Raw genomic sequence first — 13,902 nt, 5'->3', positions numbered from 1 at the left:
GAACTGGACACCCAGCATCTAAGAGAACAAAACAAAATCCTTCTTGCAGATCAGAAGGATTTCATGGTTGAAACTATTTCCGGACTCCTATTTCGAATAGAGGCAATGAATCCAAACGGCACCTACGTATTGTTGTTTTGATCAGGGCCTGTAGGCAGATTGGGCAGTGGAGGCGGCGTCATATTGGATTGCGGGTTCGCGCTTCCAGAGTTGAACGGGCTGTTAATTGGGCTGCTGGACGGGCTAAAATTGGACTGCGGCCCCGGCGCATAGCCGTTTCCTGCTGGCCCCTTCGTTAAATCCAGCTCTGTCTTCTCTTCGACGATCAGCTCCAAGCCGCCGAATTTCTTGGCCAATACGCCGTACAGCAAAGCAATAAGCATGCTAATTGCACCGTAGATACCAATTAGAAAAACCGGCATTAATGTATAGGTTATACCGAGGATCAAGACGGTAGGTTCCCCAGTAATCAACCCTACCATTAACAAGCCAATTCCTAATAAAAATAAAAGGGCAGAAGGAATAATCATCATATACGCCGTCGCTTTAAAAGCACTGACCGTACCTATCCCTTTAATTTCCAATTTTTTCATCATTTCAGCTCCTAGTTATGTTTTTGTGCTTTCTTTTTTTCGCAGCAGCCACTAGGTAAAATTCACCAAAAAGTGACAAATTCCTGCTTGCAGCTCAAAAAAAGCAAAAAGCCGCGAACACCACCCATAAGGCAGGCATTCACGGCTTATCCTATTGCTTGACCGCTGTTATTATGCTTTCGCTGGATCGAAAGAGCTTTTCAGCGAAACGATGCGGTTGAAAACAAGCTTCTCCGGCGTCGTATCCTTCGGATCCACATTGAAATAGCCGTGACGGAAAAACTGGAACTTCGCCTGTCCTTCGGCATCCTTCATGTTCGGCTCTACGAAGCCTTGAAGCAGCTCCAGATTGTTCGGGTTGATGCATTCAAGGAATGGCTTGCCATCCTCTTCTGCTTCATTCGTAATCAGAGGCTCGAACAAGCGGAAGTCCGCAGGCACCGCCTGCGACGCTTCAACCCAGTGAATGGTTCCCTTCACCTTGCGGGCGTTAAAGCCCGAGCCGCTTTTCGTTGCCGGATCGTATGTGCAGCGAAGCTCAATAACGTCGCCGGCTTCATTTTTCACAACCTCTTGGCAAGTAATGAAATATGCATGCTTCAAACGCACCTCATTGCCAAGGAACAGGCGGAAATATTTATTTGGCGGATTTTCCATAAAATCGTCCTGCTCAATATAAATCTCGCGGCCAAACGGAATTTGGCGCATGCCCATTTCTTCGTTCTCGGCGTTATTTTCTGCATCCAGCAGCTCGGTTTGGCCTTCTGGATAGTTCGTAATGACGACTTTGAGCGGTCGCAATACAGCCATCGTACGAAGCGCCTTAAGCTTAAGATCCTCGCGGATAAAATGCTCCAGCATCCGCTCATCGACCGTGCTGTTCGCCTTGGCAACCCCGATTTCGCGGCAGAAGGCGCGAATCGCTTCCGCTGTAAAGCCTTTGCGGCGCAGACCGCTAATCGTCGGCATGCGCGGATCATCCCAGCCAGTTACAACTTCCTCATCCACAAGCTGCTTCAGCTTTCTTTTGCTCATCACGGTATTAGTAACGTTCAGACGAGCGAACTCGTATTGACGAGGCACCGCCGGCATCTCGCATTCAGCGACCGCCCAATCATAGAGCGGGCGGTGATCGGCGAACTCCAGCGTACAGATGGAATGGGTAATGCCTTCAATCGCATCGCTGATCGGATGCGCATAATCGTACATCGGATAAATGCACCACGCATCGCCAGTCCGGTGATGGTGGGCATGAGCGATACGGTACAGCACCGGATCACGCAGATTAATATTCGGCGAAGCCATATCGATCTTTGCTCTCAGCACCTTGGAGCCGTCAGGAAATTCTCCGGCACGCATACGGGCAAACAGATCGAGATTTTCTTCTGCGCTGCGCTCACGGTAAGGGCTGTTTTGTCCCGGCTGCGTCAGCGTTCCACGAGTCTCGCGAATTTGCTCGGCGGACAAGTCGCATACGTATGCTTTGCCTTTGTTAATGAGCAGCACCGCCCGATTGTAAAGCTCTTCGAAATAGTCCGAGGCAAAACGAAGCTCGTCCCAATCAAAGCCCAGCCACTTCACGTCCTCTTGAATCGAATCGACGTATTCGGTATCTTCCTTGACCGGGTTCGTATCGTCAAAGCGCAGATTCGTTCTGCCTTTGAAATCGTCAGCCAGCTCAAAATTCAGACAAATCGACTTCGCATGTCCAATATGCAAATAGCCATTCGGCTCCGGCGGAAAGCGCGTCACGATTTCCTGGACATGGCCGGTCTTCAAATCTTCGCTCACAATATTTTTTATAAAGTTAGAGGATGACAGCTTTGTGTCCACGTTGTTTTCCATTGTGACCAACCTTTCCCACGAAAAATAGATATCTTTCTATAATACACAAAATCCCGCAAAATTATAAGATCATCCGACTGGTTAATAAAATAGATGGCATGTGATCAACCTTTGTTTTCATAGGTTCTATTAATCATGTATTTGCTCGCGGCACGGCGTGCGCTGCCAGAGGCTGGGGCAACCTGAACGGATGGTGAAGACATCATGACTGGGAAGCCGATCGTTATTTTTCCCTACAGCCGTTTTGGAGCGTTCCCGGCGGCGGAGCGCGATTGGCTGGCTAAGCTCGGAAAGCAGCGCCAAATCTACATGGTCGCCGAGGATGCGCTCCCTGACTGGGCAATCACCTCAGCAATTGCTCCCCTATCGCTCGCTCGTCTGCCTGAGCTGGATTGGGACAGCACTTGCGCGCTAGTGCTCCATCCTTGCTGGACGCATATTGCAGCACCGCTGGCAACGCGTTGCCTGATTGCCTACTTTCCCGATTCAGAGCCCCAGGAAGAAGAGCGATGGCGCTCCTACCGCAGTTGGCTGTGCGCGCGGGCGACGCTCGTCATTGCCTATACGGAGGCATATTATTTGGAGCAGGCCTTTTGCCGTGACGATGTTTTTCTGCTTGATGGCACCGACGAAACGTCCGATCTGCTGGCGAGACAAGCGATTGAATGGCATTTGGACGGCTATGCCTCGAAGACGCTCATACGGCTGCAGCAGCGCTACCGCGCGATTTGGCATGAGGAGCAAGCCGACAAGACGCGTGCGGCTGGCCCGTCTGCTGCAGGAAAAGAGCGGCTGGCGGATCAGCTTTTTTCCCATGCGTTATACCGTTACTTGATCGGCGAAAGCTTGCGAGCGCAGAGCGAGCTGCTCGCCGCCTTCGAGCAAGCAGTGCTGGATGGGCGCGAGCAGGCGCTGCAGCATATTTATCGGTTTCGTTCCGCCATGCAGCTCGAGCTGGGATTGACGGATGATGCGGTGCGCACCTATCTGTATACTGCGCTCACCGAAGAGGAGCAGCGGCAGGGCGAGCGGCTGCTCCGATGGCTGGATGGTGGCAAGCGCCTATTAGCCGAGGCGCTGCTGTACCGGCTCAACGATGATTATCGCTCCGCGATTGCCCTGCTTGAGCCACAGCAAGCCGAGCCGGAAGCCCGCAGGCTGCTTGCGGAGCTTTATTTGCAAAGCGGCAGACTGGAATGTGCCTACCTGCTGCTGGCGAAGGAACCGCTCGGCAGCATAGCTGAACGCGAGCAGTTTCAACTGATGACCAGCACGGTGCTGCTGCTGCAGGGCAAGCGCCATGAAGCGATTCACAGCTGCCTTATCGCGGCGGAGACTAACAACAAAGCACTTAGCAGCATCATTGAACTCGCCAAGCTCGATAGCATCGTAATGGAGCAGGCGCACCATCACGGCAGGGAGGTTCAGCCATGAGCGGCTTGGAGCCATTTCGTATTCCGCGCAAAATATCAGGCAATAAGCTCACCGCTATCATGCAGGTACGCAATGAGGAAGGCCGTTATTTGGAGACGCTGCTTGCCGACCTGTCCAGCTTCGTCGATGAAATTGTCATTGTGGACGATGCCAGCACCGATGCAACCGTCGCGATATGCAGCGCCAGCCGCAAAGTCGTGAAGCTGGTAGAAAACGAGGAGCGGTTGTTCGGCTGCGAATGGTGGCTGCGCCAAATGCTCTGGCGCGCAGCCGAAGAAACCGAGCCGGATTAGCTGCTTGCGGTCGATGCGGACGAATTTTATGAGGATGCTGCCAAGGCTGAGATGCGGAGCCTGATTAATCAGGGCGAGTACGACTGGTTTGCTTTTCGAAAGTATGATTTCTGGGGCTCAGCAACGCATTACCGGGAGGATGCCTTGTGGAATTTGCATCAACGTCCGACGGTGGCGCTCGCTCGCTACTTGCCAGGCTACCATTATGCCTACCCGCAATGGGCGCAGCATGCGCCTCGTCTTCCGCTTACCTGCTGCGCGCTTCCCGGAGCGCAGACCGAACTGCGCATCAAGCATTTCGGCTGGGCAGGATGCGCGGAGGAGCGCCTTCGCAAATATGAGCGGCATATGCAGCTTGACCCGGATGGCAAATGGCGCAGCCTTGCCCACTATGCCTCGATTCTTGATGCGAACCCCCGGCTTGTTCGCTGGGAGGAGCGAGGGATATCAAAGGGAGAATGACACGGGCAGCCTAGCTCCAAATCATTGACGCTATGAAACCTTTTCAGAGGTCTTTCCCTGGCTTTAATAAGGAAGCGACCTCCGTCCGATGAAACTTAGGACGAAGGCCGCTTCCTTTTTTTATTGCAGCATTTTTATAGCAGCTTCTCAATATCTTCCTTCATGCTGAGCGGCTCCTCGGTCGATTCGAAACGCTTGACGACACGGCCTTCACGGTCAATGAGGAACTTGGTGAAGTTCCATTTGATCGAGTCTCCATCCATAAAATGCGGCAGCTTTTCGGTCAAAAATGCGCTTAGCATTTTGCCGCTTGCTTCCGTTGTATCAAACCCGTTAAACGGCGCCTCTGCCGTCAAATAGTTGAATAGCGGGTGTGCTGTTTCATCCCGCACATCCGTCTTCGCGAACAGCGGGAAGGTTACGCCGTAGTTCAGCTGGCAAAAGCTTTGTACATCCGAGTTTTCGCCCGGCTCCTGCTCGCCAAATTGATTGCTCGGGAATCCGAGTATTTCCAGACCTTGATCCTTGTACTGCTCATAAAGCTTTTGCAAATCAGCATATTGTGGCGTAAAGCCGCATTTGCTTGCCGTATTAGCAATAATAACAACCTTGCCTTTATAATCCTCCAGGCTAACCGTCTTTCCTGTTATCGTATCCGCTTGATAAGTGTAAATAGACATGAATGCACACTCCTATTAGTAGGTTTATTTTTCTGTCTTCCAACCTGTTTTCCCGTCTGCCTCCACGCTTGGCAGCTGTTGCGGAGCACACTATCCGCTAGTCCGCATTGGACTTATTGCCCAGCCAATCTACAAACAGCCCATAATCCTGCTCCACTTGATCCGCATAGGACATCGCCCACTCTGCAATGAAGCGGCTAAAGGCCTCTTCGTCACTGCCCATCGCTTTAACGATTGCCTGCTCGCTGTGATAATCCAGAACGCCGCTTTGCACATCCCGATCTGCACGGGCATGCAGCTTCGCGGTCAGCTTGCCCATCGTCTCTGTCACGATTCGCATATCCTCAGCGGTCTCCAGCGATTCGAGCTTGAGCCGCTTCTTATAAGGGGAGCGCTCACGCACATAAAACTGCCTGTTGCCAATCGTCAGGTGACCGAGATACGGATCAGCCTCATGGTGCATCGCCTGCTGGGTCATCGTCACGCGTTTGCCCTGATGCTCAAACGCTGTCCAGAACGAATCATCATAGGGCAGAAAATAAGCCGGAACCGCAACGCGCACCTCTTTCACTTCCAGCACAATATCATCCTCGTGCCCTTGCTCGCTGCTGCCCGCTTCAATCAGTACATAAAAACGGTCCAGCCCGATCGAGGCTGTTCCAGAGCCATGCTTAACCGCTATATCTTTAATGTGATAATGGGCAGCCTCCTGCGCATCATCAGCATGCAGGCTTTCCACATATTGCGGCCAAGCCTCAAGAAGCGCAGCACGCTCTTTTTCCGTTGGAGCGACGATTTCTTCCGTATGGGCGAACTTGCGATGCTCCTGAACGAGCGCCGTAACCTTTTCCAAAAAATGCTGCTCCTGGCGCTTCTGCAGCTTGCGAAGCAGCTTCCTGACCTTGCCGCTTGCCCGCCCTTCATCCATCGTGAACGAAGCCGGATCATCCTTGCCCTTAACGAATTTCCACATTTGTTTTACATAGGCGCGCAGATAAGCTTCCATTTGCTCCTTCTGGGCTTCCTCCGACTCGCCTTTCATGCGGCCCACAAGTGCGATGCTGACCGACATGCGCAGCAAATCATATAAATACGAGCCCAAATAGCCCTCGTCAAAATCATTCACATCATAGACAAGCGTCCCCTGCTCGTTGCGGAAAGCCCCGAAATTTTCGAAATGCAAATCGCCCTGAATCCAGGTCGGTCGCTCTGCCGGCGTGTGATAGGGAAACCATTCCCTTGTGACATCCATATAAAATAAATAGGCGCTGCCGCGAAAAAAGGAAAACGGGCTTAGCGACATCTTGCGGTACTTTTCCTCGCGCTTCTCGCTGCCCAGTCTCATGATTTTATGATCAAATTCATTAAGAACGGCTGTAATCGTCCGTTTCCGAAGCCTCTTTTGCGTAAGCTTTACACGTTCTGTCAATGATCCGTCCATTTCGATTCCCCCTTAGGCAGCTCTACCCTTTATCCGACTCCATCTATGAAGAAAGCTTGTACAATCTGAGATAATCATTGACCATCGCCAGCCGCCACGGAATAATCATGCCGAAGGCCACGAGATAGAACATCGCCCCCGTCTGCGGAATCGACATATATTGCTCCACAACGCTGTGCAGTGCCATTCGAATAATGAATAAGGTCAGCATGATGAAAATAAAAGCTTTGGAACGCCTGACATAAATATCGGCATCAATACGCTCCAGCCGGGTCGATACGACCAGCGGAAAAGAAAATATCAATAGGCCTGTCCCGAATGCCGCGACCCCCCAGCCCCATGGAATATGAGTCATAGGTGCCAGGAACATCATAAAACCGGTCGACATGCCGACTGGCGGGATAATGATTTTACGAAGGGTAGTCGGCTGCTTGCCTGCCCGGATACGCAATAAGATGAGCATAAGCCCTGCGATAGCCGACATTATAATGAAGCCTACCTGAATCGTTTCAGTAGACAGCTGCACCGCCCTTTTCCCCCTTGCTCTTAAAAGAATGCCTTTTCTTTCTTTATCCTACTTCAAAAAACAGGCCGCTGCAAATATTGTCTAATCTCTTAAAACCGCTGGTTCTAGCGCGTTCTGAATGAAGCGGTCAACACCTCGGATGGCGTTCATTTGTGACAAGAGAAATAAGGAACCCAGGGCGGTTGTGAGACAAACGCCCCGCTTTGGCGCCAAAATCGTATTCGCGAACAGGCCAAATTCACAGCATCTATGCGCCTGCCGAGCATCCATACGGCACGGTTCACAAAACAGCAGACGATGCATACCGCGCCGAGCTGACCGAGCTGCTGGAGGAGGATGATTAGATAGGGCCTTTATTTGTAACAACAGCATTGAAACCACAAATAATAGAAAAAGCTATGCAATCAACGCTCACTTATTCAACTGGTGCGCGTTCATTCAATCCGTTAAACCATGGCAATCATTTTTAATCAAAAGATAGAATAATGCGCACAATGTATTCATAATGTACATAATATATAATACACTGTAAATAATATTAATAGAAAGAGGTGTTGAAAATGGCACAAACCAATATCAATATTCGTATGGATGAAGACCTCAAAAAAGAGGCGGAGTCTCTATTTTCGGATTTGGGGCTGAATATGACTACGGCGGTAAATATCTTTGTTCGTCAGTCCATACGCCAAGGTGGAATTCCTTTTGAAATCACAACCCAAACAGATCCTTTCTATAATCCGGCCAACCTGAGAAGGTTGAAGCAATCCATCCAACAAATGGAGCTATGAAGGGATTGGAAAGCCAGAGACGCTTCGCGGGGATCTATCCGGATATTGGAGTCGTCGCATTGATGATACCAATCGATTAGTCTATCGGATTCAAAATGGCATGATTGAATTTTATGCTTTTCGCACACATTATGGGGATAAATAGTACTTCAACAAATAATAGAAAAAGCTATCCCTGAAGCCGTTCAAAAACGGTGTAGGGGATAGCTTTTGTCATGGCCTGCCTTGTATTCAATGCTAGCTCTAGGCAGTATTTATACGAATCTAGTTATAGTAATTAACGGTAGGCGCAGGCTCGATTCCATTAGCATAGTAGAAATTTAAGTCGCTGACAAAATCAATAACCTTGTTTGTATTCAAGTCATAAACTAAAATTTGGGGATTTCCGAGCATGTCCAGCAAGCCAAATCGTCTTGGCGTTGTATACCCTTTCGTATCAACAAAGGTTTGAAAATACTGCGTTGGAGGGCCAGAGGCGAAGGACGAATAGTGATACGTGAATAATGTATCTTCCTTCAATACTATAAGTACGGCATTGTTGGAGCTTGCATAAGTAGAATGATAGTCTACCGCCGTTGTAATATAATTCACTCGTGCATCTGAAATGCTATGAGTGCGTGATTGATAGTTGCCTCCATAAGAAAAATAATACTCTCTCTCCCAATCCAATTGCGGGTTCGTATTCGCAGCATTGGTCGTATTGGCAACCTGCTTATTGTTGAGATATAAATCATTATTCGAATACTTCCATACCACGGATTGCAAAAGATTTGAAACGCTATTATATGATATGGCGCCATTTGGAGCGGAAGCATTGGACTGGATAGTATAGGTGTCTCCTACTGTGCCCGTAGAAGTAACTAATAGCCCAAAGTCGGCAGCCGGCAAATTGTTGGCAGCTGTCAGATTGCCGCTTGTATTGCCGATGCCTGTCGGATAAGCCGTTCCCGTACTCCAATCAATCTGGTACAAATCTACACGGTAGCTGGCATTGGCAGATTGAGTCCGAAAAATGATGCTGCGTGCTGTAGGCAAACTAAAGAAATAAAAATTTTGCGGATTGCTCGCCGTTAATGAGCTGCTATGGAACAGGATATCTCCTTCCACATTATAATTTAAGCGGCTTGCCGCATTCGCTGGATTCGGTTTTTTCAAAAGATCGGACGCACTGAGCGCTACACCGCTTTCCCAATCGGTTTGAATGCTTTCTACTTCCCCGATTAAATCAGGTTCTGCTTGAACAGCGGGCAGCAATTCCGGTTGATTAAAAGTGACGGCTTCGGCTGAAATAGGAAGAGCCATTACGAAAAACAGCATGAGAACTAAAAAAGGCGTAGTCACGTACTTTCTTTTCATTGTCTTTTCCTCCATCTTTTTCGATTTTTCATTTCCGTAAAATTCCCATAAAACTACCATAACTGATTATTCCCCATTAAAAAAATATACCCCTCCCTTATCTGCCTATTAGGTTCCAATCAATTATGTTATAAAATAAGGAAATTATGTTAATCTCAATTCATATTTTAATATAGTTACCAATAACATTCAATACAAATTTATACAAAAATACTTTTTATAATACCACAATGATTACTAGGATTAGGCTGCATGACGCTAAGGATAAAGCTTGACGGCGGTTCCAGCCTCGTTTTAAAATATAGTTAGTCGACAAACTAATTTCTGCATGATGTTCAAAAAGAGAGGGGTGCCGCTATGCCATTTCGCAGAGGGCCTGACCATATTACGCGGATTTTCCGCCATTTAACCCGTCAGCATCAGAAGCAGCTGCATGCCCAGCTCCAGGATTATGATCTTTATCCGGGGCAGCCGCCGCTGATGTTCGCCTTGGAGCGTGGACCGGGACGAAGCCAGAACGAGCTGGCACAGGAGCTTGATATTAAAGCGGCAACGCTGACCGTGATGCTGAACCGGATGGAGAAGAACGGCATTGTCCGCAGGGAAGCCGATCAACGTGATCAGCGCGTGTCGCGCATTTTTATGACCGACAAAGGAAAAGCGATGCTTGGCAAGCTGCGCGAGACGCTTCACCTTCTGGAGGAGCAGTCGCTGCAAGGCTTCAGCGAGGAAGAAAAACAAATCCTCAAAGGGATGCTGCACCGAATTGGCGATAATATAAACGCGATGAACCCTGCCGAGGGAAATCAGGATTAGAGGAAGTGGACGATGTTCAAGCTTGCGCGATATTTAAAACCTCACTGGGTCGCTGTATTGCTTGCCCCATTGCTGATGGTTTTGGAAGTATGCATGGACCTGCTCCAGCCTAAGCTGATGGCGAGCATTGTCGATGAAGGCATCATTAAAGGCGATTTAAGCCATATCAAAATAACAGGCTTATATATGCTTGCAGCCGCATTAGTTGGCCTGATTGGCGGGGTTGGCTGCACCGTATACTCCAGCATTGCCTCGCAAAAATTCGGAGCCGATCTGCGCGGCGATTTGTTCCGCAAGGTACAGACGTTTTCCTTCCGAAACCTGGATGAGCTTAAGACCGGATCGTTGATTACGCGGCTTACGAGTGATATTGTCCAGCTCCAGACGATGGTGCAGATGCTGCTGCGCATTTTTGTCAGGTCGCCAATGCTGGCCATCGGCAGCATTATTATGACGATTACTATTAGCCCGAAGCTGGCACTCATTCTCGCCATTGTCGTTCCGCTGCTGTTCATCGTTATGTTTGCGCTGATTCGCTCTACTCTGCCGCTGTTTGCGAGCATGCAGTCGAAGCTGGATGCGGTAAATACGGTGCTGCAAGAAAACTTTACCGGCATCCGGGTCGCCAAAGCATTTGTCCGCTCCACCTATGAAAACGAGCGGTTTGGCCGTGCGAATCGGGATTATACGGGCTCGGCTATTAAGGCGATGCAATTGGTCGCCATTAATATGCCGATTCTCACTTTTATTTTGAATGCGGCGATTGCTGCCGTGCTCTGGTATGGCGGTCTTGATGTGCAAAAAGGTACGCTGCCCGTCGGCGATTTAATTGCTTTTATTAATTATGTGACACAGGTTATGATGTCGCTGTCGATGATTGGGATGATGCTCGTCCGCTTCTCGACGGCGAAGGTTTCTGCACAGCGCGTGCAGGAGGTGCTTGACACGTCATCGGAAATTCGCTCAGCCGAATCGGCTGCCCAACATAACGATACAACGGGAGAAGTCGCGTTCGAGCATGTTTCATTCGCTTATGCGGGCATAGCTGCGGCAGAGAAGGCGTATGAGCTGCGCGACATTAGCTTTACAGCTAAGCCGGGACAGAAGCTCGCTTTGATTGGAGCAACCGGATCAGGCAAGTCTACGCTAGTCAGCCTGATTCCTCGGTTGTACGAAGCCACACAAGGGCGCGTGCTTCTGGACGGTGTTGATGTGCGCGACATTGAGCTTAATAGCCTGCGCAGCCATATTGGCATCGTGCTTCAGGAGTCGATTTTGTTCACGGGCACCATTCGTGAAAATATTTGCTTCGGCAAGCCAGAGGCCACCGAAGCCGAAATGCTTGCCGCCGCCAAGGCAGCGGCGGCGCATGATTTTATTACCCGCCTTCCCGAAGGGTACGACACGCAGCTTGGCCAGCGCGGCGTCAATTTGTCCGGCGGGCAGAAGCAGCGGCTGTCGATCGCTCGTGCGCTGCTGCTCCAGCCATCGGTGCTCATTCTCGATGACAGCACGAGCGCCATCGATATGGGAACGGAGGCGAAGATCCAAGCGGCACTGAGGCAGCTGATGCACGGACGCACCAGCATTATGATCGCGCAGCGCATTTCCTCCGTCATCGACGCCGATCATATTATCGTGCTCGATGACGGGCAAATTGCCGCAGAGGGCACCCATAACGAGCTGCTGCGCACCTCTGAGCTTTATCAAGAAATTTACCAGTCGCAGGCTGGCAAGGAGGCGACCGTTCATGGCTGATTCTAAGCATTTCTCTCCTAGTGAGCGCCCGCCAGCGTCAGCGCCGGCTCTGCCGAACCTTGGGATGCGCGGCGGTCCTCCGGGCATTCCAACCGCAAAAGCCAAGCCCAAAAATACGCTCCAGACGCTGCGCCGTATTTGGAACTACTTGAGCCGCTACCGCACAACGTTAATAAGCGTGCTGCTTGCAACAATAGGCGCAACGCTACTGTCGCTCGCCGCGCCGTATCTCATTGGCCACGCCATCGACCAATACATCATTCCGCGCAGCTATGACGGACTGCTGTCGCTATGCTTCCTGCTGCTTGCTGTATATGCAGGCAGCTCTGTGCTGACCTGGCTTCAGCAGAAGCTGGTTGTGAGCGCATCCCAAAATACGGTGCTGGACATGCGCCGCGACCTGTTCGGCCGACTGCAGCTGCTGCCGCTTCGCTTCTTCGACGGCAAGACGAACGGCGAGCTGATGAGCCGAACAACGAACGATATTGAAAATGTGTCCAGTACGCTCAGCCAAAGCGTCACGCAGCTGTTGTCCAGCGTCATCATGCTTGCCGGATCACTCGCCATTATGCTGTCGCTCAATCTATGGCTGACCCTGCTTAGCATGGTAACGATACCGTTCGTGCTGTTGTTCACTAAGAAGGTGGCGGGCTTCACCCGCCGTTTCTTCTCCAAGCAGCAGCAGCATTTGGGCGAGCTGAATGGCTTTATTGAGGAAACGGTAGCCGGGCAAAAGGTGGTGCAGGTGTACCGCCGCGAGCAGCGGGCTGCGGAGCAATTCGATAAAATGAACGGCGAGCTGACGAATGCGAGCATTCAAGCGCAAATTTATTCAGGAACAATCGGCCCCTTCATGAACGTCATGAACAATCTCAGCTTTGCCCTTATCGCTGCCGTTGGCGGCTGGATGGCGCTGCATCACTGGACGACCGTCGGCATCATTGTCAGCTTCCTGAACTACTCGAAGCAATTCCAGCGCCCTTTGAACGAGCTTGCGAATCAGTTTAACTTGCTGCAATCTGCTGTGGCGAGCGCCGAGCGCGTATTTGAGCTGATCGATACCGATACGGAATACGAAGGCGATGGCACCAAGCAGCTTGCAGCATGCAGCGGCCATGTCCGCTTCGACGACGTATCGTTCAGCTACCGCGAAGGCCATCCGATCTTGAGCCATGTATCGCTCGAGGCCAAGCCTGGACAGATGATCGCTCTCGTTGGTCCGACCGGAGCCGGCAAAACAACGATCATTAATTTGCTAACGCGCTTTTATGATATTGACCATGGCAAAATTACAATCGATGATGCCAATATTCGCGAGCTGGACCGAAACAGCCTGCGCCGCCAGCTTGGCATTGTGCTCCAGGATGCCTATGTGTTCTCCGATACCGTTCGTGAAAATTTGCGTTACGGTCGGCTGGACGCCTCCGACGCGGAGATTGAGCAAGCAGCGCGGCTCGCGAACGCCCACAGCTTTATCAGCAAGCTGCCTCAGGGCTATGATACGCCGCTCACCGCTGGCGGCGGCAACCTCAGCCAAGGGCAGCGGCAGCTGCTGACCATCGCCCGCGCTGTGCTTGCCGATCCGTCCATCCTCATTCTGGATGAGGCGACAAGCTGCATTGATACGCGGACGGAAATGCATATACAGGCCGCCATGCGCAAGCTGATGGAAGGGCGCACCAGCTTTGTGATCGCCCACCGTCTCAGCACGATTCGCCAGGCGGATCAAATTCTCGTCATTGCGGACGGCGGCATTAAAGAGCGCGGCACGCATGACGAGCTATTAGAACAGCAGGGCTTCTACTATGAGCTGTATATGAGCCAGTTCCAGCGCAGCGGCTAGAGCCGCAAGCAAGGGCAAAGAAGGCGAGCGGAGATCACTCCGCTCGCCTTTGGTTTATTTTCAGCAT

At 50.8% G+C, this 13,902-nt stretch carries 15 protein-coding genes; 9 read left to right on the top strand and 6 right to left on the bottom strand.

Annotation, left to right across the window (positions count from 1 at the left end; translation table 11 throughout):
• Positions 1-122 precede the first annotated feature (122 nt).
• Both AC50X8_RS19635 and AC50X8_RS19630 read right to left on the bottom strand, forming a co-directional pair.
• On the bottom strand, positions 123-593 hold the full coding sequence (locus AC50X8_RS19635) for a hypothetical protein (RefSeq protein WP_056036671.1): 471 nt from the start codon (positions 591-593) through the stop codon (positions 123-125).
• A 171-nt stretch (positions 594-764) separates the two neighbouring features.
• A complete protein-coding gene (locus AC50X8_RS19630; RefSeq protein WP_494881042.1) occupies positions 765-2,438 on the bottom strand; it encodes a glutamine--tRNA ligase/YqeY domain fusion protein in 1,674 nt (557 codons plus the stop codon).
• Between the two features lie 204 nt (positions 2,439-2,642).
• On the opposite strand from AC50X8_RS19630, the gene AC50X8_RS19625 reads away from it, so the two are divergent.
• Genes AC50X8_RS19625 through AC50X8_RS19615 form a run of 3 tightly spaced genes read left to right on the top strand, consistent with a single transcriptional unit; the run spans position 2,643 to position 4,627 of the window.
• On the top strand, positions 2,643-3,872 hold the full coding sequence (locus AC50X8_RS19625; RefSeq protein WP_494881040.1) for a hypothetical protein: 1,230 nt from the start codon (positions 2,643-2,645) through the stop codon (positions 3,870-3,872).
• Positions 3,869-4,165, top strand: coding sequence for a glycosyltransferase (locus AC50X8_RS19620; protein ID WP_235533188.1), 297 nt, complete (start codon positions 3,869-3,871; stop codon positions 4,163-4,165). The genes AC50X8_RS19625 and AC50X8_RS19620 overlap by 4 nt, the downstream gene beginning before the upstream one ends.
• Before the next feature lie 51 nt (positions 4,166-4,216).
• Positions 4,217-4,627 carry a hypothetical protein gene (locus AC50X8_RS19615; protein ID WP_494881038.1) on the top strand — a complete coding sequence of 137 codons (411 nt, stop codon included), beginning with the start codon at positions 4,217-4,219 and terminating at the stop codon, positions 4,625-4,627.
• A gap of 134 nt (positions 4,628-4,761) precedes the next feature.
• On the opposite strand, the gene AC50X8_RS19610 is transcribed toward AC50X8_RS19615, so the two are convergent.
• The 3 genes from AC50X8_RS19610 to AC50X8_RS19600 form a co-directional block, all read right to left on the bottom strand.
• Positions 4,762-5,307, bottom strand: a complete 546-nt coding sequence (locus AC50X8_RS19610) for a glutathione peroxidase (RefSeq protein ID WP_056036666.1) — start codon at positions 5,305-5,307, stop codon at positions 4,762-4,764.
• A gap of 97 nt (positions 5,308-5,404) precedes the next feature.
• Positions 5,405-6,748: a DUF2252 domain-containing protein gene (locus tag AC50X8_RS19605; protein WP_494881036.1), complete on the bottom strand. Its 1,344-nt coding sequence runs from the start codon at positions 6,746-6,748 to the stop codon at positions 5,405-5,407.
• Between the two features lie 43 nt (positions 6,749-6,791).
• Entirely contained in the window at positions 6,792-7,274 is a 483-nt protein-coding gene (locus AC50X8_RS19600; protein WP_235533186.1) for a CcdC family protein, read from the bottom strand.
• Positions 7,275-7,477: 203 nt separating this feature from the next.
• Between AC50X8_RS19600 and AC50X8_RS19595 the strand changes: the two genes are divergently transcribed.
• The 3 genes from AC50X8_RS19595 (at position 7,478) to AC50X8_RS19585 (ending at position 8,207) form a co-directional block, all read left to right on the top strand.
• Positions 7,478-7,618: a hypothetical protein gene (locus AC50X8_RS19595; RefSeq protein WP_494881034.1), complete on the top strand. Its 141-nt coding sequence runs from the start codon at positions 7,478-7,480 to the stop codon at positions 7,616-7,618.
• Positions 7,619-7,834: 216 nt separating this feature from the next.
• Positions 7,835-8,062: a type II toxin-antitoxin system RelB/DinJ family antitoxin gene (locus tag AC50X8_RS19590; protein WP_494861043.1), complete on the top strand. Its 228-nt coding sequence runs from the start codon at positions 7,835-7,837 to the stop codon at positions 8,060-8,062.
• Between the two features lie 4 nt (positions 8,063-8,066).
• Complete coding sequence (locus AC50X8_RS19585) at positions 8,067-8,207, top strand: Txe/YoeB family addiction module toxin (RefSeq protein WP_494861523.1); 141 nt, start codon at positions 8,067-8,069, stop codon at positions 8,205-8,207.
• Between the two features lie 119 nt (positions 8,208-8,326).
• Here AC50X8_RS19585 and AC50X8_RS19580 read toward each other — a convergent pair whose 3' ends face one another.
• The gene (locus AC50X8_RS19580) at positions 8,327-9,418 is read right to left on the bottom strand and encodes a hypothetical protein (RefSeq protein WP_494881032.1); all 1,092 of its coding nucleotides are present in this window, start codon (positions 9,416-9,418) and stop codon (positions 8,327-8,329) included.
• Between the two features lie 357 nt (positions 9,419-9,775).
• Here AC50X8_RS19580 and AC50X8_RS19575 point away from each other — a divergent pair, with 357 nt between their 5' ends.
• The 3 genes from AC50X8_RS19575 to AC50X8_RS19565 are packed head-to-tail and all read left to right on the top strand — an operon-like array spanning position 9,776 to position 13,835.
• The gene (locus AC50X8_RS19575; RefSeq protein ID WP_056036661.1) at positions 9,776-10,234 is read left to right on the top strand and encodes a MarR family winged helix-turn-helix transcriptional regulator; all 459 of its coding nucleotides are present in this window, start codon (positions 9,776-9,778) and stop codon (positions 10,232-10,234) included.
• A gap of 12 nt (positions 10,235-10,246) precedes the next feature.
• Complete coding sequence (locus AC50X8_RS19570) at positions 10,247-11,992, top strand: ABC transporter ATP-binding protein (RefSeq protein WP_494881030.1); 1,746 nt, start codon at positions 10,247-10,249, stop codon at positions 11,990-11,992.
• The gene (locus AC50X8_RS19565) at positions 11,985-13,835 is read left to right on the top strand and encodes an ABC transporter ATP-binding protein (RefSeq protein ID WP_494881028.1); all 1,851 of its coding nucleotides are present in this window, start codon (positions 11,985-11,987) and stop codon (positions 13,833-13,835) included. The genes AC50X8_RS19570 and AC50X8_RS19565 overlap by 8 nt, the downstream gene beginning before the upstream one ends.
• Positions 13,836-13,902 lie beyond the last annotated feature (67 nt).

The organism is Paenibacillus sp. JT22N15, from assembly GCF_059383755.1.
The sequence above is the reverse complement of the archived record's forward strand: the minus strand, read 5'-3'. Positions and strand labels throughout refer to the sequence as shown.